Origin of the sequence: Porphyromonas asaccharolytica DSM 20707 (genome assembly GCF_000212375.1) — a bacterium.
Lineage (GTDB): Bacteria > Bacteroidota > Bacteroidia > Bacteroidales > Porphyromonadaceae > Porphyromonas > Porphyromonas asaccharolytica.
Genome location: NC_015501.1, coordinates 2,033,771 through 2,056,829, shown reverse-complemented (window position 1 = coordinate 2,056,829; position 23,059 = coordinate 2,033,771). Strand labels below are relative to the sequence as shown.

The window sequence follows — 23,059 nt, the reverse complement described above, 5'->3', positions numbered from 1 at the left end:
TCACTAGAAAATCTCTAACCTCTAATCTCTAACTCTTCGTCCTTTTGCTCGACAATCTTATGGGTGAAGTCTTGCCACGGCTCACTTTTCTCGTAGAGCTTGCGGCTCCCCTTAGGCACACGGAGCGTGCGGGGCGTACCAGCAACACTAAAGAAAGCCATCAAACCGACCTCTATCTGTGAGGGATCTGACACACGGATCTCCACATCGCGGAGCTGATCGCAGAAGGCAAACGCCATATCCCCGATCTTACGTACCCCCTCAGGTATCTTTAAGACTTCGAGGTCCTGGGCGTCGTAGCAAGCGTTCTCAGCGATCTCTCGCACCGTGTCGGGGACTTTGTAGAAGTCTTCAGACAGCCCTGCAGGGTACTGGATCAATTGCGTCTGATCCTTATTATATAGGACACCATCGATAGAGGAGTAGTATGGGTTGCTCGGGTCTACCTCAATCTCGAGGAGCATGGTACAGTCGTGAAAAGGGGAAACCCCGAGACGAGTCGTCTGCGCTGGCAGAGACATAAAGCTGAGACTAGAGCAGCGAGCGAAAGCATACGCTCCCACTTCCTCTAGATGATCTCCGAGCGTTACTTCCGTTAGAAAGTAGTTGCTCGCGAAGGCTAGCCCCGCAATCTTGCGCACCTCCTCAGGCAGTGTAAACTCCTGCTCCTCCTTACCAGTAGGATAGTGTAGCAGTGTACTCAGATCCTTACTATATAGGATGTTATCCCGCACGACAAAGTACTCACTCTCAGGGGCTACGGCGATCTGCGTCATAGCCAGACAGTCCGCAAAGACCCCATCACCTAGACGCTCTACCGAGGCGGGGAGTAGCACCTCCTTGAGGTCACTACAATTGCTGAAGGCCATCTCCTCAATCACCCGAATGCCCTCCGAAAGCGTGAGACTGCTGAGCTGGATGCTCCCATTGAAAGCGTTGTCCCCGATCTCCTGCACATTGCCTGGGATGACCAGTTCGTGGAGTGCCATAGTGCCCGCAAAAGCACTGCGCTCGATCCGCTCCACCGTGTCAGGTAGGACGAGCTCCCTGAGAGCGACACATTCGCTAAAGGCAAACGCCCCCACACACTTCAGTCCCGAGACAAGCTCCAGCGCCATCATACTGTCACAAGACTCAAAAGCGCCCTCGCCAATCTCCGTGACGCTCCCTGGGATCGTCACAGACTCTAGGCTCTGGCAGCAAGCGAAGGCACTCTCTCCGATTTGCGTCACCCCTTCGGGTATCTCAACGCTCGTGAGTGCCGTGCAGTCATAGAAGGCGTAGTCACCGATACGGGTCACACCCTCCCTTAGCACGATCGATTTGATCTGCTTTCTAAGCTCATGCCACGGGGCTTTTGCAATAGGGTAGTCGGGTATAGCACCCGCACCCGATAGCGTAAGTGACTGCTCCTTGGGGTCATATCGCCACAAGAGTTGCCCCGTCTCACCGATCTGTGGCATCTTAATCTTACTCATTGATTTAGTTCTTATTTAAGTTGGGTGATCCACTCAGCGATCAGCTCCAGCACCTCGGGAGCGATCGTCTCACTGATCTGATAGTATTCGCTCACGGCTCCTGTCGTCGCATGCTGGAAGAGGTGGTTCAGCCCCTCCAGTTTGCGCACTTGGCGCAGTGTCTTCGTTGGGAGACTCTGCTCGATGATCGCTAGATGCTTGTCCGCCAGCACCTGCTGGTCTAGCGAACCATTGAGCGCCAGCACAGGGCAGTGCGTCTGCGCTATATCCCCCTTTGGATCGTATTGCGTGAAGTAGATAAGCCAAGGCGTCAGCCCTTCGGCAACCTTCTTGAGATCCAAAACCAACCCGATAGGAAGTTGGTAATGTCCCTCCGAAAGGACCTTGGTGACCAAAGCCTCGCCACGCAGGTCGCTCTGAGCCGCTTGGTCAAAGGTCGCTACAGCAGCTCGCAGATACTCTGCGCGAAGCTCTTCTGGCACCTCCGCCCGAGTAAGGGCAAGGTCCATCTGGTCTTGCAAAACCTCCTTGCCAGGTAGCGTGCTACCCGCTAAGCTAATGATGAAGTCAGGGACGCCTCGAGCTGCTAGCATGAAGGCGATGGTACCGCCCTCGCTATGCCCCAGCACGCCCACCTTGTCGAAAGTCTTCCGACCACGTAGGTAGCGAACCGCAGCTGCAGCATCGTCAGCTAGCGTTGCCGTAGTCGCCTCAGCGACACTAATCGAGTCTATATCGTCGTGGTAACCGCGGTCGTCGTAGCGCAACGTCGCTACGCCATGCCGCGCTAGGTAGTCCGCCAGCACGGCAAAGGGCTTATGCTCTGCAAGAGTCTCATCACGATCCTGTATGCCCGAGCCAGAGACAAAGAGAACGACCTGGCTCACACGGCTCCCCGCCTGATGTCCGACAGGGTAGGTGAGCGTGCCGTGGAGCGGTGCTGTGCCATTGTAAAAGGTCACCTCCTCCGTCTCGTAGGGGTAGGGGGGCTGTGGCGTCTGCGGACGATCAGCCTTGGCGGGCTTGCTGGCTCGTACGAGTGTGAGCGGTAGCAACATACCGCCCTGAGCGAAGGTTCCCACGATGGTGTCGCTACTCGTTAGCTTTCCCTCATAGCGAACGTATAGGGTCGGTATGGTGATGACGATGCCCTCGGCAAGCTCGATCGTTGCCTCGATGCCGGTCGCCATCTGTGACGGACTATCCATCGTGCAGCAGACACGCTCTTGCTGATCCTTGAAGATGTTGAAGCGGAGCGGTAGCTCCGAGCCTGAGACTTGCAGGGTACCCTCCCAGATGCCGAGAGGAGCCGTTTGCCCTGTCTCTTGCTGCGCTGATAGGAGCAGTGCGCCACAGAGGTAGCAGCAGAGGAGTGTGAGTAGTTTGCGGATTGAGGTCATAGGTTCCGTTATAGATGTTATTCTGTTTCGCTTAGAGTCCGTGCACTTTGTTGGGGTTGGCTTTGATAAATTCCTTCCAGCTCTTGGCACTCTCGTTGGACGTAGCCACCGCATTAGAGGTTTGCAGGAAGTGGCAGTAGGCTACTGCCAAGCCGTCGGTCGCATCGAGCTTCTCCGGCATCAGTTCGGCAGGAATGCGCAGCACCCTCTGGAGCATTGTCGCGACCTGCTCTTTGGAAGCTTGACCCGTACCGGTGATCGCTTGCTTGACACGCATCGGCACATACTCCGCGATGGGTATGTCTCGGCTCAGGGCCGCCGCCATAGCGACCCCCTGCGCCCGTCCCAGCTTGAGCATCGACTGCACATTCTTGCCATAGAAAGGCGCCTCTAGAGCCATCTCATCAGGTAGGAACTCATCGATCAGCCCCGCCACACGCTTGTAGATACGCCCCAGACGGGTGTAGTGATCCTCGTATCGGCTCAGCTCGATCACCCCCATGGTGAGCATTTCGGCATGCTGCCCCCGCACAGAGAGCAACCCGTAGCCCATCACAATGGTGCCGGGGTCGATGCCTATCAGGATGCGCTCGCCACGTGACTTGCTCATAGTGCGATCTGTCTCATCGGGGTGACATGGTATAGGACGCGCTCGCCAAAGGTCTTGCCCAGTAGCTCCAGGCGCTCGCCCAGTACTTCAGAGAGGTAGTGCTCGACATCTTGCTCCTGCTCTAGAGAGATGAGCAGAGCTAGGACCATGTCATCCATCGGCTGCGCCATCTCCACGACGGGGGCTTGTGCCATCACCTCCAGGAGATCCACCTGCGCCACGCCCTCATCACCACGGAGCTGTGGCACCAGCGTAGTGCGTAGGAATTTGTCGAGGAGCTGATACTCCTGAGCTTTGATAAAGAGAGAGACGTTGACTCGATACATAGGATATTGTCGTTGATCTATAGAGGAGCCCTCGAGAGCCACCCCATGGTATGATGCAAAGATAACAAAAATGCCCCTGCGGAGCGCAGAGCGCTATCCTATATCTCGCAAATCTCACGAGTAGCATCCCAGCGAGACGACTTCTGTAGGTGCGTGCCTTCCTATAGCGGGTTACACATTGGGGGTGGAAATACGACAAATAGTCCGGAAATGCCGTCCCATCCTCATGGGACAAAAATATTCCACCCGGCATGGAACGAAAAAATCCCAAGGGCGGGATGAAAAGATCCCAAGGGAGGAACGAAAAGATCCCAAGGGAGGGATCAGAAAATCCCCACGTAGGGATTTTCAAATATCCACGTGGAAAATAAAAAATCCCCACGTAGGGACGAAACGAAACTTCGGAGGAATCAAATGAAACTTCGGAGGAAATGTTTTGCGCCCACGTGGAGAATCAAAAATAGCCACGTGGAGAATTGACATTTCCCACGTGGCTATCGTGTCATACTTTCGTCTGACTAGAATACGCAGACGCTAGACCGCTCTCAAACTGTGTCCAAGCGAGACGAGTAATGATATCTATAAGCTAGGAGGTCAGAAGTTAGAGATTTTTCTAGTAGCACCAGTATTCCTAGTAGCACTAGTAGCCAACAGCCCACAGGCGAGATCTATGGCTGATTAGTAGAGTAACCCAAACATCCATAAGGGGATCCGGTTGCCGCTACCGATCTCTATGTCGTCTACTGCGAGGTAGCTGTCGGGGGTATCTTTGATCTGCTCAAAGGTCTTGCTAGCGCCCCCCACCTCGAAGAGGTATCGACCATCAACGAGGAAGTCTCCCTTCGGAGGCAAGGTAACAGTGGCTACTGCTTGGAGCTGGTTGTTGAAGAAGGTCTCCCGTTTGTTCCCTACATTGACTGGCACCCCTAGAGCAGCCATCAGATTGGTGTTGCCGAGGTATATCTTTTCGGGAGAAGAGATGCGCTTGTAGCTCTTCTCCTCTTTTGTCAAGAGCGAGATAATCTGCGCCTTGTCTAGTGTGTAGAGCATCCTCAAGCAATTATCACGAGTGGTCTCTAGAGCTTGTCCTAGTTTGTTGACATTGGGTACCAGTGGTACGCTTTGCGCTATGATGGCTAGTAGCTTTTTGGTCTTCTCGACAGTGGCATAGGAGACGTTTTCGACAGCAGGCATGTCACTCTCGATGACGAGGGTGGCGATCGCTGCCAGCTTGAGCAGGTACTCCTCACCTGCCTCCAGGCTAAAGGGATAGCACCCGCTCGTCAAGTAGTCGTTGAACGCCTTGATAATCTTACAGCGAGAGACGATATCCATAGATATGGCGACATGATCCCTGAGCAACTCCTCGAGCGAGAGTGCCTCCATATCAATCAGCCCATAGAGTCCTAGATACTCTCTAAAGGACATCACGGGTAGCGTGTATAGCGATTGACGGCGCGAGAGGTCGACCTGCGAGTTGTCTATCTCTAACATCGAGGAGCCTGTGTATACGATGTTGAGATCGGGGTAGCTGTCGTAGAGGTTCTTGAGGATGATAGCCCAGTCGGGGTACTTGTGGACCTCATCAATGTAGAGATGTCTCAGCCCATGATTATACAGATAGGCTACAAGGTCGGTGAGACTATGAGTCTTGAACCATATATTGTCTAGGGAGATCCATAGCGCATCGTCTACGTGGCTAAAGCGCTGCTTGATGTGTTGCAAGAGGAGTGTCGTCTTGCCAGCGCCACGAGTACCCCGTATCCCTATGAGCCTCGACTCCCAGTGTATTTGGGCGTGCAGAGCACGCACGAAGTGGGTCTCTATCAGAGCCAGTCGGCGATGATAGGTGGCTAGTAGTGGAAGTATCTCTTGCTGCTCCATACGTTAGTTGAGTCATTGATAAGTACAGAGCTAAGGTACAAAATAACTTTTGGAAAAGCGACTTTTCGCACAAAAGTAGCTTTTCGAAAAGTGTTTTTTTGAGCGAAAGTAGCTTTTCGAAAAGTGATTTGGACGGAAGGCGGGGGACGATGTGCGCTAGAGCTGGGCGATGAAGTTGTGCAGGTAGCGGCGTCCGTGGTCGGAGATGTAGCTCTCCGGGTGAAACTGCACGCCCCACAGCGGCAGGCTGCGATGACGTAGCGCCATGATGGTGCCGTCGGACTCTGCGTGTGCTGTGACTTGTAGCGTGTCGGGAAGGCTGTCGGGCTGCACGACCCACGAGTGGTAGCGCCCGATGCGGCTCCCTGTGGGGATATCTCGTAGCAGTTCGTCGTGATGATCGATGATGAGTCGGTCTGTATGCCCGTGGAGGGGAGCTCGGAGCTGCGCTAGCTCGGCACCGCAGTAGCTGGCGAGTGCTTGATGTCCTAGGCAGACGCCCAGCATCGGCAGCTCCGTATGGTAACTGTCTATGAGCTGCATCAGGTGTGTCTGCTCACTTGGTATCCCAGGCCCTGGAGAGAGTAGGATGCCGTGACAGTGCGCGACCATAGCAGGCGTGATCTGCTCCGTATAGTGTATCTCCAAGGTGCACTCGTCGAGCTGCCGCAGGAGCTCTACGAGGTTGTAGACAAAGGAGTCGTGATTGTCGGCTATCAGTAGATGTTTCATTACAAGCCACGAAGATAGTATATTTGCAGATACTAATGGTGCAAGTGGTCACACTTGACGAGTAATGATTTGTCCAAACGCATCTGACGTGTAATGATTTGTCCAAACGCACTTGACGAGTAACGATTTGTAGGGACGCACGGTCTGTGCGTCCGTTGTATCAAGTGTTATAGCGTTAGGGTTTTAACGGGGACGGACGCACGAGCCGTGCGTCCCTACAAAGGGTTACTCGTCTCGTGGAGCGGATACATAATGCAGAAAGAGTGAATGATATGAAGCAATCGATGATTGATAGGCTCAACGAACTGGGAGGGCAGGGCAAGCCCTTTGTCTTCTGCCTAGATTACGAGATGAGTGAACTGATCCTCCTCGAAGATCCTCTGGCGCAGCAAGAGCTGCTCTTCGATATCGGGGGTGTAACCAATCTCTTGGCACACTCTGTGAGCGACACGCCTGCCGTGCTACACGCCACACCGATCAGCGAGGAGGCGTATGCGGAGCGTTTTGCTGTGATCCGTCATGCACTGGAGCGAGGCGACAGCTTTTTGGCGAATCTGACGGTGGCGACCCCCATAGAGCTAAACATCTCGCTGGAGGAGGTCTTCCTTCGTTCGCAGGCACGCTATAAGTGCTATCTGCCGGGACGGTTCGTTTGCTTTTCGCCTGAGACCTTCGTGCGCATCGTGGGGCGTGAGATCAGCTGCTACCCGATGAAGGGGACGATAGATGCGACCCTGCCCGATGCTGCTGCGACCATTCTCAGCGACTATAAGGAGACGGCCGAGCACTACACGATTACCGACTTGATACGCAACGACTTGAGCCGTGTGAGTCACCATGTCGAGGTGAGACGCTTTAGGTATATCGATGAACTGGTTACTAGTCGTGGACACTTGCTACAGGTGAGCTCGGAGATCGTTGGGCAGCTTGATCCTGATTGGCGCGCTCATCTCGGGAGTATCCTAAGCGAACTGCTCCCGGCGGGCTCTATTAGCGGGGCGCCTAAGGAGGCGACCGTACGGGCTATCGCTGCGGCTGAAGGGGAGCCGCGAGGCTTTTACACGGGCATCTGTGGATATTTCGATGGTGAGACGCTAGATAGTGGCGTGATGATACGATTCATAGAGCAGGGGGCCGATGGTGCGCTGCGCTACCGTAGCGGTGGCGGGATCACGATCAATAGTCAATGTGCGGAGGAGTATCGGGAGGTGTGTCAAAAGGTTTATCTACCATTCGTATGAGTCGAGTCCCATTATTACTAGAGAGCATCCGCTACGTAGATGGCGAGCCTGAGCTGTTGCCACTACACCAAGAGCGTATCAACAGGTCGCTCGCTGCGTATGGCGTCACGCCTCGCTGGCGACTGGCGGACTATCTGGCGCAGCACCCTTGTCCAGCATCGCTCGTGGGGGTGGTCAAGTGCCGTCTCCTATACGATGCTGAACCCCTGGAAGTGGGCTACGCTCCTTATCATCGTCGTACGATCGGATCGCTGAGAGCTGTCGCTGCGCCGGCGCTGGACTACCACCTCAAGTGGGCCGACCGGGAAGCCTTGCAAGCACTACTGGAGTTGCGTGGTGAGGCGGATGATATAGTAATCGTTAATGAGGAAGGCTTGCTCACGGACAGCTCCTACACGAATATCGCTTTGCGCCGAGGAAACCGCTGGTACACACCTCGTGTGCCACTCCTCGAGGGGGTGCAGCGCGCTCATCTGATTGCTGAGGGCGTACTGATACCTCGCGACATACCGCTCGCCGAACTATCCACCTACGATCGCATCGCGCTCATCAACGCCATGATGCCGTGGTCGGAGCGTATTGAATTAGAGGTTAGATATTAGCGGTTAGAGCCGTGCGTCCTTACAGGAGTCGTGGGCGTGCATGCCCGTTCTCGACAAAAAACAAGCTCACACCTAGAGCGCAATGTGTACTCTAGATGTGAGCCTGCACATACGCTAGATAGCGGGGCTATCTAGAGCATGCAACCTTATGGATTAAAAAAGGGGTGCGACAGGATACTAGTACTCGTCAGATACGGATAGCTTGCTGCGACCCTTGGCGCGACGCATAGCTAGTACCTTGCGACCTGATGCAGTCGCCATACGAGCTCTAAATCCGTGCTTGTTCTTTCTCTTGCGGTTTGATGGTTGGAATGTACGCTTCATATCGGTATGTCTCTGATGCTTATGATTACTATGGTGAAGAACTCACTCGTATGAGTAAAGGCTTCGGTTGGCAAAGGTACAAAAAATATCTTTACCAGTCACTATCCCGCTGAGAATTTCAACGCCGTACATCTTACGAGGACAATATGTGTCGCTCCCTCTTGTGATAAGTAGCGATCCGTAGGATAGCCCAACAGATAAACCAATGAGTAGGAACTAGACTACGAGTCTTCAGTGAGGAGCTCTCTGTAAGACAATCTCTCAAAAAAAGTCCTCCGACCTCTATGCCGTAACATGAGAGGTCGGAGGAATCTTATGATTGTCTAGCTGTTTGTATCCCTAGTTCATACTGATAGCGTATGGGAGGGGATACATCTCGCTAGTGTACCTTAACGGTTAGATAGCTTCTCGAGAGAAGAGATCTTGTTTAGATTTAGAGTCACACTCTGAGCAGACTGTTGATCTGACTCTATTAACTTGATCATAATAACTATAGAGTAACCAGACTTACCCTTATTGCTAAATAGAACAGCTTGGTAAGGACCTTCTGGGAACTGCTTTGTGTTAACTCCAACAAAAACGGGCTTTCCGTTGTCCAGCTTAGTAGAGCCTATGTTGTCAGAAAATCCATAGAGCGTGAGAACACTCTCGAGAGACTCCTTCATCTCTGCATCACCGTCAACAGCTGCAGCTACAGGATCCTTCTCTGAGAAGGTCTTGGAGAAGAAAGCCATGAAAGACTCTTCTTTTTTCCCTGGGATGAAAAAGTAGCTTAATTGACTGCCGAATCGCTTGTCGGTATACTTATTGCCATCGTTGGGAGCCATAAAAACAGCAGCTTTATCACCCTTTTCGAATGTAGCAACCTCCTTGAATTGCCACCCCTTTGCCTCATTAGCTACTTTTATAAGATCAATTTGCTCCTCAATCTTTGGCTGCTCTGCAATATAGAATGGAGCGATAAATTCACTTGCATTATCCTTGCCTGCATAGCGACTCTCGTCCATAGTGCCTGCCTCGATGACCTCGACATCAGCGGTCTTGGTAACATTGCCAGCCTTGACGGAGATAACGGTCTTGCCGATCTTGACACCCGTGATGACACCCTTATCGCTAACAGTAGCGATGTCTGCATTAGCGGACTCGAAGGTGTACTTTGTGTCTGCTGGCTCAACGGTTACGGTGAGCTGAGCTGTCTTGCCGACCATAACCTTTACTTCCTTGGGCTCAACTCGGAGCTTGACATCAGTTTTGGGGTTTTTGCCATTACCATTGTCGTCCTTCTTACAAGACGAGAAGCTCAGTGTAAGAGCTACGAGCGCGGTGAGCGCTAGTAAGATTTTTTTTTGTCATATAGTATTTGTTGTGTTGGTTATTAGTGAGTGCTTACTACACGTGAATAGATCCCGTGACTTCAGGTTCTCAGTGCAAAGGTAGTTATTTCCCTTGAATTAACAATAGGTGAAGGGTGTCGTGATTAGAGTAGCCGACTCCCTACAGATCGCTACTCGTCCGTTCGTTTTCGTTCTGGTGAAAAGCTAAATAGAGACGGGGGCGGGGATGTGTGGGTAGGGGTTGTAGTCGGTTAGCGTGAAGTCGTCATAGACGAAGTCAAAGAGCGACTGCCCACGGTCCCGTAGGGTCATCGTGGGGAGCGGGCGTGGCGTGCGGGTGAGCTGCAGGCGTGCCTGCTCGAGATGGTTCTTATAGAGATGCGCATCACCGAGGGTGTGTATGAAGCGTCCGGGACGTAGCCCCGTGACTTGCGCTGTCATCATGAGGAGGAGGGCATAGGAGGCGATGTTGAAGGGGACCCCGAGGAAGATGTCGGCACTGCGCTGGTAGAGCTGCAGGTCAAGCTTGTTTCCCACGACGTAGTACTGCATGAGGCAGTGACAGGGGGAGAGGTGCATGAGGGGTAGGTCGGCAACGTTCCACGCTGAGACGACGATGCGGCGGCTGTCGGGCTGATGGCGTATGAGGTCGAGGGCTTGCTGCATCTGGTCGATGGTCTGTCCCGTGTGTGGGTCGAACCAATGTCTCCACTGCGCCCCGTAGATGGGGCCTAGGTCGCCAGTTTCGTCGGCCCACTCATCCCAGATAGAGACTTTGTTGTCGTGCAGGTACTGGAGGTTGGTATCGCCCTTGAGGAACCATAGTAGCTCGTGAATGATGCTGCGCAGGTGTAGCTTCTTGGTGGTGAGCAAGGGGAAGCCGTCGGCTAGGTCGAAGGTCATCTGATGTCCGAAGACACCGACGGTACCAGTGCCAGTGCGGTCAGTGCGTTCGTTGCCCTCGGTGAGGACACGCTCTATCAGGTCAAGGTATTGCTGCATAGTAGATTGGAGAGAATCGGAATGAGTAGACGAGTAACGATTTGTAGGGACGCACGGCTCGTGCGTCCGTTGTGTCAAAGGTTACAGAATCGTGGTTTTGACGGGGACGGACGCACGAGCCGTGCGTCCCTACAAAGGGTTACTCGTCTGTGACCCGCTACGCCTCAGCGGGTGTAGAGGTCTGCACAGCGTAGTGCTGGAGCTGCTTGGGATCGAAGCGACGTATCTGTCCCTCGCACTTGTCCATCTCCCCACTAGCGTACTGTATATATACGTGTGTGGAGTGCTCGTAGAGGTCGGGACGATCCTGCGCTGCGATGAGTAGCAGGTGTGCGAAGATGCAGTGCCCACACATCTCGACGAGACGACGAGCGTGGTAGTCGAGGAGGGTCTGATCCTTAGCTTCGGTGACCAGCTCGGTGCATGCCTTAGCACGCTCTATCCAGGATGCTAGTAGCTTCTTCGTCTCTTGCCACTCGGGCGAGACAGCTACCTGCTGGTACTCCTCTAGGCGTGCGAAGTATGTGCCGGTGGTGACGTGGCGGATAGCCGCTACGACTTGTAGCTGCGTGGTACCCTCGTAGATGTTGGTGATACGCACGTCACGATAGAGACGCTCGCAGGTGTAGTCCTTCATATAGCCTGATCCACCATAGATCTGGATGCAGTCGTAGACATTTTGGTTGGCTAGCTCGGTACTCATACCTTTGCCGATAGGCGTATAAGCGTCGGCCAAGCGACTGTAGTACTTCTGCTCCTTGCGCTCCTCGGGGGTCAGCTTGCGCTCACGAGCTATGTCGTCGTAAGCCTTGTACATATCTACGAAGCGGCTCGTCTCGTAGAGATGCGCACGGGTCGCATCAGCCTTAGCACGTATGAGGGCTAGCATCTCATAGACAGCGGGGAACCTGTCGATGGCGTGTCCATACTGATGACGGTCGGCTGCATAAGCCTTAGCCTCACGATAGGCAGCCTCAGAGATACCGACCGCTTGCGCCATGATGCCTAGACGAGCGCCATTCATCAGAGACATAACGTAGCGAATGAGTCCTAAACGTCGCTCACCACATAGCTCGGCAGGAGCATCCTTAAAGACAAGCTCGCAGGTGGGGACCCCCTTGATACCCATCTTGTTCTCTATGCGGCGGACGGTCACGCCCCCCTTCTTAGCATCATAGATAAACATGGAGAGGCCACGTGCATCCTTGGTCCCCTCCTCACTACGTGCCAGTACGAGGTGGATATTGGAGTCGCCATTGGTGATAAAGCGCTTGACACCGTTGAGGTACCACTGCTGGTCAGCCTCGTTGTAAGTAGCCTTGAGCATAACCGCCTGCAGGTCACTACCCGCATCAGGCTCGGTCAAGTCCATAGACATCGTCTCGCCCGCGCAGACACGGGGGAGGAAGCGCTCACGCTGATCCTCAGAGCCAAACTCGTAAAGCGTCTCGGCGCAGTCTTGTAGTCCCCAGAGGTTCTCAAAGCCCGCGTCAGCACGTGAGACCATATCGGCAGCCATAATATAAGGAGTGATCGGCATGTTGAGACCTCCGTAGCGACGGGGGAGAGCCATACCCATGAGTCCAGTCTGTCGTACGGTGTCTAGGTTTTGCGCTGTGAGCGGATCGTAAGAAACACGTCCCTCGTGAAGCGTCGGACCCGTTAGGTCCACCTCGGCAGCGTTGGGCGCTATCACCTCGCCACACACCTCACCTACGACCTCTAGTACACGCTGGTAGCTATCCAGCGCATCGGCATAGTCTGAGGGGGCATAGTCATACTGGTCAGCATCGGCATAGTCACGCTCCTTAAGCCGTGCAATGCGCTCCATGAGTGGATGCTGGAGGTGGTACTGTATATGTGGGTTGTCTGTATAGAAATTAGCCATGATTCAGTCGTCTAGAGGGAATTACTTAGAGTTTTGCTTATAGTACTTGATGAGCTTAGGGATGACCTCCTCGATACGCCCCGTGATGACGTAGTCAGCGATTGTGTTGATCGGCGCGTCGGGGTCCGTATTGATAGAGATGATCATCGAGCTCTCTTGCATACCAGCCACATGCTGTATCTGTCCGCTGATACCGCAGGCGATGTATAGCTTAGGACGTACGGTCACGCCGGTCTGTCCTATCTGTCGCTCATGCTCGGTAAAGCCCGCATCGACAGCTGCACGCGTAGCACCTACCTCTCCGCCTAGGAGATCAGCCAGCTCGTGAAGCAGCTCAAAGCTCTCAGCACTACCGACACCGTAGCCACCCGACACGATGATCGGGGCTCCGCCTAGGTTGATCTTGCTCTTGGCAACGTGGCGGTCGATGATCTCGATGACAAAGTCCTCGTCACGGACGAAGTCAGCTACGGCGTGGTTGATCACCTCGCCCTTGTGGTCTGCCTTGTAGATCTCCTTCTTCATCACGCCTGGGCGTACCGTCGCCATCTGTGGACGATGCTCGGGGTTGACAATGGTTGCTACGATGTTACCACCGAAAGCTGGACGGATCTGGTAGAGAAGGTTCTTGAACTCCTTGTCCTTGTCGGTATAGTCACCGATCTCTAGAGAGGTACAGTCTGCGGTGAGTCCGCTACCCAGTGACGAGGAGACACGGGGTCCTAGGTCACGACCTATGGTTGTCGCACCGAGGAGGCAGATCTGCGGCTTCTCCTGCTGGAATAGCTTGATGACGATGCTCGCGTGTGGTAGTGTCTGGTAATGCTCCAGACGAGGGTCCACGAAGAGGTGTAGCTTGTCTACACCATAGGGCATGACCGTGTCGGCGATCCCCTCAGCGCGGTCGGTGATAGCTATCGCCTCTAGTGCCACGCCCAGCTGGTTGGCCAGTGAGCGCCCCTTGGTGAGTAGCTCTAGGCTGACGTCGTGTACGCTCCCATCTTCGATCTCTAGGTATACGAATAGATTGTTCATAGTCTGTCTTATTATATGGGTGTGCAAAAGCGGCACTCTTTCAGCCGATGGTGTGGTTTGCTAATAGGGTTTGTATCAAAGTCTCTAGATCGGCATCGCTGCTGGAGAGGTGCATCACCTCCTTAGCCTTAAAGACGACGCTCTCGATACTCTTCACCTTCGTCGGAGAGCCCGAGAGACCGCACTGAGCGATGTCTGCGCCGGTGCTTTCAGCCGTCAAGATGTCGATAGTTAGCTCCTCGGGATTGCGCTCGATACGCTTGCGCCAGGTCTCGGGCAGTGCGTCTAGCTCTAGGACCGAGGCAGCATACTTGTACTTCTGTACACGCTTAGCATTACGCAGGCGGCAGGGTGCTGCGCTCCCCGTGACTGTCAGCAGGAGTGGCTTGTGAGCACGTACCGTCTCCACGCCATGCTCCAGACGGCGGGTGATGGTGAGCTGGTCGCCCTCTATCTGGTCTATCTGCTCGCAGTAGGTGACCACGTTGATGCCGAGCTTCTCGCCCACCTGCGGACCCACCTGAGCGGTGTCGCCATCGATAGCCTGACGGCCACCGAGGATGAGGTCGGGCAGTCCACCATTGTAGATATGACGTATAGCGCATGCCAAAGCGTAGCTCGTGGCGAGCGTATCAGCCCCAGCGAAAGCTCTATCGGTCAGCAGGTAACCATGGTCAGCGCCACGGTAGAGCGCCTCACGGATGATCTCAGCAGCACGGGGAGGACCCATGGTGAGTATGGAGACACGGCAATCTGGATTCTGCTCCTTGATGCGGAGCGCCTGCTCGAGCGCGTTTAGATCCTCGGGGTTAAAGATAGCGTCGAGGGCGGCACGGTTCACAGTGCCGTCAGCCTTCATAGCATCTTTGCCGACATTACGTGTGTCGGGGACTTGCTTGGCAAGTACGATGATATCTTTGATCATATTTAGGTCGTAGTTGTGGTTTATGCTTGTTTAGATAGTTTGAGTCGCTCGAGGACTTTGTTTTGTCCCACGACCGCCTTGTAAGGCTTGACATAATTAGGCTCCCAGTAAGCGGTGTCGACATATTGCTCTCTCAGCCAGTAGCTGCGCGCCACAGAGGCGAGCGTCTCGGCCGTTGGCGGGGCGACAACAGTACCTTCTACGGGCAGCGAACCGACATAGACGATACGGTTCTCGGCGGGTGCATGCCACTCCGATGAAATGGTGACAAAAGTTGCCTTGTCTCGAGGCGACCCCTCAGCGTCGAAAGTCTGTTGATAAGCGTTTCCATGCCCCGCATCGAGCAGAGCCACAGTCTCTCCAGCGAAGCTCGGCAAGCCCGCCAGCAGGAGCTGCAAGGTGGAGACGGCGATGAGTGGGATGCTTCGCCCGAAGGCTAGTCCCTTGGCAAGCGAGGCGCCTATGCGTAGCCCCGTATAGGAGCCCGGTCCATCGGTCGTCGCTATGGCTGCTATCTGGTAGCCATGCTCTTGGCACCAGCTGATCGCCTCCTTAGTATAGCTGCCGATGAGCACGGCATTAGATATCTCGGTCTCTTGGTATACCTTATTATATAGTATCTGCTCGCTGTCGGTCACAGCGACGCTACACCCCTGTAGGGCGGTGTCGATAGCTAGGAGTACAGGTTTCGTTGCGTTCATAAGCACTAGGGTGCCAGACGATTGATAAGCCACGAATTATCTTCCTGACGCTCATAGAGGAAGCGATCGTGCAGACGACTAGGACGACCCTGCCAAAACTCTATGCGACTAGGCAATACGGCAAAGCCTCCCCAGTTGCCGGGGCGAGGCACAGTCTGTAGGGCAAACTTAGCGGCCTCCTTGGCAAAGTGCGTATAGATATAGTTGCGGTCAGGTATCGGGTGGCTCTGAGGCGATATGCGTGCACCGACACGGCTCTTGTAGGGGCGTGTAGCGAAGTACTGATCACTGATCTCAGGCTCTAGGTGCCGCACCGTACCCTCGACATGTATCTGTCGCTCCAGCTCGTGCCAGAGGAAGGTGAGGCTGACATGCGGGTTGGCAGCCATCTGCTGTCCCTTACGGCTCTCGTAGTTGCTGTAGAAGATAAACTCCTCGCCGAGAAGCTCCTTGAGCAGTACAGTACGCGAACTAGGATGCCCGTCGGGCGTACTGGTGCAGACCAGCACCGCCGTAGGCTCTAGGACCTTGGGATCGTCCACCGCCTCCTGCAGCCATAGTCTGACAAGGTCAAAGGGATCGTCCGTTAGATCCTTACGACTGAGGCTCCTGCGGCCGTAGTCACGTCGTATGTCTTCGTAATGTAGATCCATAACTAATATATTATAGGATAGGTGTTGCGGAGCTCCTGACGAGCTCGCTCACTCTTCATTCGCTTACAAAGATACGGAATTTCGCTCTTAACGCTTCGATCCTGTGAGCGCATTTTAGTTTCCTAGGTATGAAACTCCAAGATCTGCTTCAAAAGCAGCTGATCCCCACGTGGAGAATATTGAACGCCCACACGGATACTTACGATTTCCTCCGTAGGAACCGAAAAGTTCCTCCGCTGGAACTAAAGATTTCCTCCCTTGGAACTAAAAAGTTCCAAGAGGGGAATTGTTTTTGGAACTCGTATATACTATGGAATCAGTACGATAGTGTGACGACTTCTTTAGGGACGCACGGCTTGTATCTAGCGAGAGGGCGTCCGTTGTATCAAAGGTTACAGCATCGTGGTTTTAACGGGGACGGACGCCCTCTGACTAGACACGAGCCGAGCGTCCCTACATGGCGCAGTGACGGAGTGCTACTCGTCTCGGTGTACTACAATGGACGATCAGACCGAGCGTCCGTTGTATCAAAGGTTACTGCGTTGTGGTTTTAACGGGGACGGACGCACGACCGTGCGTCCCTACACATCGGGGTTACAGCGTTTGATGAGTGGAATTGTCGTGCTGACGTCGCTTGTGTAGGGGCGGACCTACGTGTCCGCCCGCAGACAGAATAGACTGCGCTCAGGTGAGGACGGGCGGACACATAGGTCCGCCCCTACGAAGGGAGCATCCACCCCGCCGAGCGGTTCACCCGAAGAGAAGTCGACCGAGCTTCCGAAACGAGAAAAAACTTCGCTTTTTACTTGTATATGAACTTAGAAAGCAAAGGGCTACACGTATTATTGCTACTCGTCACGCTGTGCTACAACGGACGCACTCCCGCTTGGTCTAAAGGTTTCCGCCAATAGCTAACAGCTAACAGCCAACCGCCGTTACCTAAAGGTTAGCCTCTAATATTATTGTACCTTTGTGGCTAGCTATAATTACGACAAACTAGATGGGTATAGATACGATAGCACTCATGAGTACTCTGATGCGGATCGGGCAGTTGCTCTTGGCGTTGAGTCTCTTGGTCTTTATACATGAGCTGGGGCACTTTCTCTTCGCGCGACTCTTTGGCGTGCGGGTGGATAAGTTTTACCTCTTCTTTGATGTCAAGGGTAAGGCACTTTGGCGTTATCGTCCTAAGGGTAGCGAGACGGAGTACGGTATCGGCTGGCTCCCGCTTGGTGGCTACTGCAAGATCCACGGCATGATCGACGAGAGCCTCGACACGGAGCAGATCAAGGAGCCTATGCGTGGCGATGAATTTCGTAGTAAGCCCGCATGGCAACGCTTTTTCATTCTGATCGGTGGGGTGCTCTTTAACTTTGTCCTGGCTCTCCTCATCTATGCGGGCATATCGTACCACTGGGGCGATGTGGAGATGTCTTCACGGTCGGTCACGGCGGGGATGATCTTTAGCCCTGCGGCTCAGGAGGTGGGCTTTCACGATGGAGACATTATATGGTCTATCGACGGCAAGGAGCGGGATGTGCTGCGTGCTGACTTCATGCGTGCGGTGATCGAGGCGAAGGTGGTGACCGTGCAGCGCGATGGTGAGCTGATCGATATAGTGATACCTGACGATATGATGCAGCGTATCTTGCGAGGCAATGAGGGCCTGATGACGATGCAGGTACCCTTTATCGCGGACAGTATCGTGCCAGGTAGTGCAGCTGCTGAGGCGGGGGTACTGCGTGGCGACAAACTGCTTGCACTGGACAGTATCCCGATGCCTCACCTACCTAGTGGGCGTCGCTACTTCTACACCCATGCGGGTGAATGGATTAGCTCTGAGTGGCTTCGTGGCGGAGATACGGTGCAGCTAGCGATACGTCCCGATACGACGGGTGTAATCGGAGTGATGCTCCGTCCGCTGCAAGACATTTACGAGGTGCAACAGGTGCACTATTCATTGCCACAGAGCTTTGTCGTGGGGTGGCACAAAGGGATAGGCACCCTCTCGGGCTATGCGCAAGATATGAAGTATGTCTTCACCCCAGAGGGCGCCTCTTCCTTAGGGGGCTTGGTCTCGATGGGCAAGCTCTTCCCCGCACAGTGGGACTGGTTCACCTTCTGGCAAATATGCGCTCTCCTCTCGATCATTTTTGCCTTTATGAATATCATCCCCATACCGGGACTGGACGGGGGGCACCTGCTCTTCGTCATCTGGGAGATGATCACAGGGCGCAAGGTAAAGGACGAAGTGCTGATACGAGCGCAGATGGTGGGGATGCTGCTCCTGATAGCTCTGGTGATCTATGCCAATGCCAATGACCTCTTCAAGCTCTTCTGACACGATGCCTAGCGATATAACCTATCCCTCGGACTATTTAGATAAAGTAGGCTACTACGACCTACTAGATCTGATCGCCTTGGAGTGTCACAGCTCTATGGGGCGGGAGATGGTGGGTGCGCTGACCGCCTCGACCCGTCCTGATGCTATCCGTCATCGTCTGGAGCGTGTGCGGGAGATGAGACACTTGCTGAGCGTTACGATGGAGCTACCCACACGACGTGTCGCTGACCTGCGGCCTACGCTCGGCACGCTACGTGCTGAGGGAAGCTATCTGACGGAGGAGGAGCTGGCGCAGGTGGCTCAGGCGATCGTGAGCTATGAGGCGTGGTCGAGGCTTCTGACAAAAGTGCAGGACAATGGAGCGGGAGAGGTCTCACCGCTCTATCCCAGTCTGTCTCGCCTTGTGGTGGGTAGTGAGGGTCTGCAGGAGATAGCGCAAACGATCTTGCGCAAGCTGGATCCGCATGGACGACTGGTGGACAACGCTTCGCCACGTCTTGCTGAGCTACGACTAGCCCTCCAGCGTGAGGAGCGTGCCATTGCGAAGTTGATGCGAGGCCTGCTCACGGCGGCGCAGGCTGCTGGCTATGTCGAGGAGGATGCGCAGGCGACGATGCGCTCGGGACGTCCCGTACTGCCTGTGACCGCCATGCACAAGCGTCAGATACCAGGGATCGTTCACGACGAGAGTGCCACAGGCAAGACACTATATATAGAGCCGCTCGAGGTGGTCGAGGCAAACAACCGCATCCGTGAACTGGAGAGCGAGGAGCATCGTGAGGTGATCGAGATCTTGCGTCAGCTTACGGCACCTATTCGGGAGCGCCGTGAGACGTTGTCCCAGCTTTACCTCTCGATGGGGCGCATCGATGCGGTTTGTGCGATAGCACGCTTTGCCGATGAGATGCACTGCTCTATCCCTGAGGTGCGCAACAAGCCAACCATTCAGTGGTACCAAGCGGTTAACCCGATACTTCAGCACACCCTTAGCCAAGAGGGCAAGAGCGTCGTGCCGCAAGACATCTTACTACGCTATCCCAACGAACGTATCCTCGTCATCTCGGGCCCTAATGCTGGCGGTAAGTCGGTCTGTCTCAAGACGGTCGGACTCCTTCAGTACATGCTGCAGAGTGGCATCCCGATCCCCGTACACCCTGACTCGGTGGCGGGTGTCTTCAAGCACCTAGCGATAGAGATCGGCGACAATCAGTCTATGGAGGATGATCTGAGTACCTACTCCTCGCACTTGAAGCATATGCGGGCTATGTCGGCTGCTTGTGGAGCTAATAGTTTGCTTCTGATAGATGAGTTTGGAGCAGGTACGGAGCCGGAGCTGGGTGGAGCCATAGCGGAGGGGCTTTTGGCACTCTTTAATGAGCAGCGGGCGTGGGGCGTCATCACGACACACTATCGCAATCTCAAGGAGTATGCGACTACGCATAAGGGCATCGTCAACGGTGCTATGCTCTACGATCAGAAGGAGATGAAGCCGCTCTACGAGCTTTCCATCGGTCAGCCAGGTAGCTCTTTTGCCCTCGAGATAGCACGTCAGCAAGGGCTGCCGCGCCAAGTGCTAGAGTACGCCACCGCACTGGTTGGCGAGGAGGTGATCCAGAGCGAGCGTTACGTGCAGGACATCGTACGCGACAAGCAGTACTGGCAGCGCAAGCGTACCGAGATAGAGCATCGTGAGCAGAAGCTCGAGCGTCTCCTTGCAGACTACGAGGCGCGTCTGTCGAAGCTTAAAGAGCAGCGTCAGGATCTCCTAACGCAAGCACAGCAAGAGGCGGCTCAACTACTGGATCAGAGCCGTGCTCAGATCGAGCGCACGATCCGTGAGATCAAGGAGAGCCAAGCGGAGCGTCAGCAGACGAAGGAGGCTCGCCAAGCACTCAGCGCCTACAGCGAGCAGCTGGCGCAGGCTGAGACGGTAGAGCAGACGGGCAGTGTGGAGCGTGAGCTGGAGCGACTCAAGCGTCGCAAGGAGCGTAAGGAGCGCAAGCGCAAGCAAGGCGACTCCCCAGAGCGTGGTGCGCAAAGTCAGTCGCCGGTAAAACTCTCTATGCCACAGCCTCCCAAGGAGGGTGACGAGGTGCGGGTCACGACGATGAATGTGGTGGGCGTCCTCTCTGAACTCTCGGACAATAGTGCCACGGTGGTGGTCAATGGTCGCATACGTATCACCTGCAAGCCTAATGAGATCGTACGGCTCGGCAGTGAGCGTAAGGAGGAGCAGGCGCAGGCCACTGCGCAACCGGCTCGTACGACCAATGTGGTGGAGCATCTGCATGAGCGTCGGCTAGACTTCTCCGACCGACTCGATGTGCGGGGTATGCGAGCCGCTGAGGCGATCCAAGCGGTTCAGTACTTCCTCGACGATGCGATCAGTCTAGGCTTTAACCGTGTGGAGATACTGCACGGCACGGGAACGGGTGCGCTGCGAGTCTCTATCCGTGAACTGCTCGATCACTACCCTGGGGTCAGTCATTATCATGATGAAGATGTGCGGTTTGGCGGTGCAGGCATTACGATCGTTCATCTGCAAGAGTAGGAGACGGCTTTATCTACCGCTCTTGCTTCTCCTTCCGTTGGCGGGGTGGGCGCAGAGCGACTCGCTCGTGACGGACGAACTGCCACTTGAGTGGCTCGTCGAGAGCTTGCCGAGTGATGATCTCGCCGAGCTAGAGGAGGACGACTTGTTAGAGCTATTCCCACAAGAGCCAGAGAGGCAAGAGACAAAGGCGCTGCTCGACCTGAACCGTGCTACCCAGCAGGAGCTGGAGGAGCGCTTTCCCTTTCTCACAAGCTACCAGATCTATCAGCTCAGGCGCTACCGTGATGAGCGCGGAGGCGAACTGCAATCGGTCTATGACCTCAAGTGGGTCACGGGGTGGGATCGTGAGACGATAGCTCGTGTGGCACCCTATGTGATGGTGCGCCCCTTCGCTGGGGAGCCTTACGCAAAGCCCAAGGCGCCACTCACTGGCGAAGCTTACGTAGCGATGAGTTACCATAAAGCTTCCGAAGCTGTCTCTGATGCGTGGTACGATCCGCTCAAGCTGCGCTCAGCTATATCGCTCAGGCAGAAGGGACAGTGGCAGGTGGCGGCTCAGTATCAGAGACACCCACAGGAGCTAGCTAAAGATGGCACCTGGCGTTACTTCGCTATGTATGAACCTCGCCTGGCTTACCTCGATAAGGTGGTAGTCGGACACTTTAAGGTGGGGTGGGGCGCTGGTCTCCTCGCCGCTCGATCCGTCTGGGCAAGTGCTAGTGCGCTGCCACAGCTCGCTCGTCCTAAGTCGATGCTCTCGCCGTCGCTCAGTGCACTGCGTGAGCGGACCTTGCGGGGCATTGCGAGTGAGGGGCATTGGGGCGCGTGGCATTACTCTGCTTTTTACTCATACAGCCGACTCGATGGCTCGATCGATGAGCGACAAGGCTTGATCCAGTCTATCAGACCCAATATGCGCTACGACACGCCTGAGCGACGAGCCCAGCATGCGCTCATACCGATGCAGACGGTGGGGGCGCAGCTTGCTTACACGATGCCACGAGCCTCCCTATCGCTGCAGACGCTTTACGCCGACTGGATGGGATATGACTTAGCTTTTATGCCTGGTTACAAAGCTCTAGAGAGCGACACTCCGCTGCAGTCGCATTGGCTCACATCGCTTGCCTACCAGTGGCAGAGCCAGTCGCGTCGCCTAGAGCTGCATGGCGAACTAGCCACTGAGCAGCTAGAGCATCTGGGCTTCATACAGCACCTGCGCTACCACACCCCTCGGCAGCGAGACCTCGGCTTGACACTATATTATATGTCTCCACGCTTCGCCTCCTATTATGGTCGTAGCGAAAGCCACTACGCCCGCCTAGGCAACGATATGGGGCTACGCCTCTACGGCACCACGCGCCTGCTGAAGCACTCCACCCTGCGTGCTATGCTGGAGCTATACGAAAGCCTCGAACCGCGCTATCGCAAGCTAGAGCGTAGTCGTGGACTCCTGACACGTCTCTACCTCACCACCCGCTACAACAATCAGCTCGAGCAACTCTGGTACGGGCAGCTGGGACGCTCCAATGAAGAGGCTCTACGCTGGCGGCTCAGTAGTACGCTACGTTATAGCCTAGAGCCCCTCTCCATGCAGCTTGTCGGCACCATACAGCAGCGTCGCTTAGAGGGGCAAGATGAAGCGCAGTGGGGTAGGTCGCTCACGGTCGTCGGTCGCTATCGTGCGGGTGTGCGCCATCCGCTGAGCATCGCGCTCTCGGGACATTACTACCATGCCGATCACGTGCGGGTCGCGAGCTACGCTTATCTGCCCACCACTCGTTACGCTTTCGGGCTATACAGCGCCACGGGTCAAGGCTTTGCCACAGCACTACTCCTGCAGTGGCAGCTAGCGCCGCACTGGACACTCTCAGCCTCCGTACGTTACGATCGCAACCTAGATGAAGGTATACCTCGCTGGCGCGCCGACAGCTACCTCGCCTACCGCTTCTAAGGTTTTTGAGGTCTCTGGGGTGATCCTCTCCGAGACCTTTTTTGTACCTTTGTGGCGGATCTATGGCGGTCACCA

The 23,059-nt window shown here is 54.9% G+C and carries 19 protein-coding genes; 5 read left to right on the top strand and 14 right to left on the bottom strand.

Annotated features, from left to right (window positions below):
* Positions 1–14: 14 nt before the first annotated feature.
* From PORAS_RS08075 to PORAS_RS08050, 6 genes are all read right to left on the bottom strand, one after another.
* The gene (locus tag PORAS_RS08075; protein ID WP_013760877.1) at positions 15–1,478 is read right to left on the bottom strand and encodes a leucine-rich repeat domain-containing protein; all 1,464 of its coding nucleotides are present in this window, start codon (positions 1,476–1,478) and stop codon (positions 15–17) included.
* Positions 1,479–1,489: 11 nt separating this feature from the next.
* Entirely contained in the window at positions 1,490–2,878 is a 1,389-nt protein-coding gene (locus PORAS_RS08070; protein ID WP_013760876.1) for an alpha/beta hydrolase family protein, read from the bottom strand.
* Positions 2,879–2,909: 31 nt separating this feature from the next.
* Positions 2,910–3,488: a crossover junction endodeoxyribonuclease RuvC gene (gene ruvC, locus PORAS_RS08065; RefSeq protein ID WP_004331386.1), complete on the bottom strand. Its 579-nt coding sequence runs from the start codon at positions 3,486–3,488 to the stop codon at positions 2,910–2,912.
* A complete protein-coding gene (locus PORAS_RS08060; protein WP_013760875.1) occupies positions 3,485–3,814 on the bottom strand; it encodes a hypothetical protein in 330 nt (109 codons plus the stop codon). Before PORAS_RS08060 ends, ruvC begins: the two co-directional genes overlap by 4 nt.
* Positions 3,815–4,492: 678 nt before the next feature.
* Positions 4,493–5,698 carry an AAA family ATPase gene (locus PORAS_RS08055; protein ID WP_013760874.1) on the bottom strand — a complete coding sequence of 402 codons (1,206 nt, stop codon included), beginning with the start codon at positions 5,696–5,698 and terminating at the stop codon, positions 4,493–4,495.
* A 156-nt stretch (positions 5,699–5,854) separates the two neighbouring features.
* A complete protein-coding gene (locus tag PORAS_RS08050) occupies positions 5,855–6,430 on the bottom strand; it encodes an anthranilate synthase component II (RefSeq protein ID WP_013760873.1) in 576 nt (191 codons plus the stop codon).
* A gap of 272 nt (positions 6,431–6,702) precedes the next feature.
* On the opposite strand from PORAS_RS08050, the gene PORAS_RS08045 reads away from it, so the two are divergent.
* The gene (locus PORAS_RS08045; protein ID WP_013760872.1) at positions 6,703–7,671 is read left to right on the top strand and encodes an aminodeoxychorismate synthase component I; all 969 of its coding nucleotides are present in this window, start codon (positions 6,703–6,705) and stop codon (positions 7,669–7,671) included.
* Entirely contained in the window at positions 7,668–8,273 is a 606-nt protein-coding gene (locus PORAS_RS08040; RefSeq protein ID WP_013760871.1) for an aminotransferase class IV, read from the top strand. Before PORAS_RS08045 ends, PORAS_RS08040 begins: the two co-directional genes overlap by 4 nt.
* Positions 8,274–8,450: 177 nt before the next feature.
* Here the strand turns inward: PORAS_RS08040 and rpmH are convergent, their stop codons facing one another.
* The 8 genes from rpmH to pdxH all read right to left on the bottom strand — a co-directional run bounded on the left by rpmH (position 8,451) and on the right by pdxH (position 16,135).
* Complete coding sequence (rpmH, locus tag PORAS_RS08035; RefSeq protein WP_004331411.1) at positions 8,451–8,597, bottom strand: 50S ribosomal protein L34; 147 nt, start codon at positions 8,595–8,597, stop codon at positions 8,451–8,453.
* Between the two features lie 389 nt (positions 8,598–8,986).
* The gene (locus PORAS_RS08030) at positions 8,987–9,901 is read right to left on the bottom strand and encodes an Ig-like domain-containing protein (protein WP_281032297.1); all 915 of its coding nucleotides are present in this window, start codon (positions 9,899–9,901) and stop codon (positions 8,987–8,989) included.
* Between the two features lie 234 nt (positions 9,902–10,135).
* Positions 10,136–10,933: a thymidylate synthase gene (locus PORAS_RS08025; protein ID WP_013760869.1), complete on the bottom strand. Its 798-nt coding sequence runs from the start codon at positions 10,931–10,933 to the stop codon at positions 10,136–10,138.
* A gap of 157 nt (positions 10,934–11,090) precedes the next feature.
* A complete protein-coding gene (locus PORAS_RS08020) occupies positions 11,091–12,821 on the bottom strand; it encodes an acyl-CoA dehydrogenase family protein (protein ID WP_013760868.1) in 1,731 nt (576 codons plus the stop codon).
* A gap of 21 nt (positions 12,822–12,842) precedes the next feature.
* Entirely contained in the window at positions 12,843–13,856 is a 1,014-nt protein-coding gene (locus PORAS_RS08015) for an electron transfer flavoprotein subunit alpha/FixB family protein (RefSeq protein WP_013760867.1), read from the bottom strand.
* A 40-nt stretch (positions 13,857–13,896) separates the two neighbouring features.
* A complete protein-coding gene (locus tag PORAS_RS08010) occupies positions 13,897–14,781 on the bottom strand; it encodes an electron transfer flavoprotein subunit beta/FixA family protein (protein ID WP_013760866.1) in 885 nt (294 codons plus the stop codon).
* 20 nt (positions 14,782–14,801) lie between these two features.
* Positions 14,802–15,482, bottom strand: coding sequence for a tRNA (adenosine(37)-N6)-threonylcarbamoyltransferase complex dimerization subunit type 1 TsaB (gene tsaB, locus PORAS_RS08005; RefSeq protein WP_013760865.1), 681 nt, complete (start codon positions 15,480–15,482; stop codon positions 14,802–14,804).
* Positions 15,483–15,487: 5 nt separating this feature from the next.
* Complete coding sequence (pdxH, locus tag PORAS_RS08000) at positions 15,488–16,135, bottom strand: pyridoxamine 5'-phosphate oxidase (RefSeq protein WP_013760864.1); 648 nt, start codon at positions 16,133–16,135, stop codon at positions 15,488–15,490.
* 1,000 nt (positions 16,136–17,135) lie between these two features.
* Here pdxH and rseP point away from each other — a divergent pair.
* Genes rseP through PORAS_RS07985 form a run of 3 tightly spaced genes read left to right on the top strand, consistent with a single transcriptional unit; the run spans position 17,136 to position 22,984 of the window.
* Positions 17,136–18,476 (top strand): RIP metalloprotease RseP, encoded by a 1,341-nt coding sequence (rseP, locus tag PORAS_RS07995; protein WP_013760863.1) that lies wholly within the window; start codon positions 17,136–17,138, stop codon positions 18,474–18,476.
* Positions 18,477–18,480: 4 nt separating this feature from the next.
* Positions 18,481–21,030, top strand: coding sequence for an endonuclease MutS2 (locus PORAS_RS07990; RefSeq protein WP_013760862.1), 2,550 nt, complete (start codon positions 18,481–18,483; stop codon positions 21,028–21,030).
* Positions 20,972–22,984 (top strand): transporter, encoded by a 2,013-nt coding sequence (locus PORAS_RS07985; protein ID WP_013760861.1) that lies wholly within the window; start codon positions 20,972–20,974, stop codon positions 22,982–22,984. Before PORAS_RS07990 ends, PORAS_RS07985 begins: the two co-directional genes overlap by 59 nt.
* Positions 22,985–23,059: the final 75 nt, after the last annotated feature.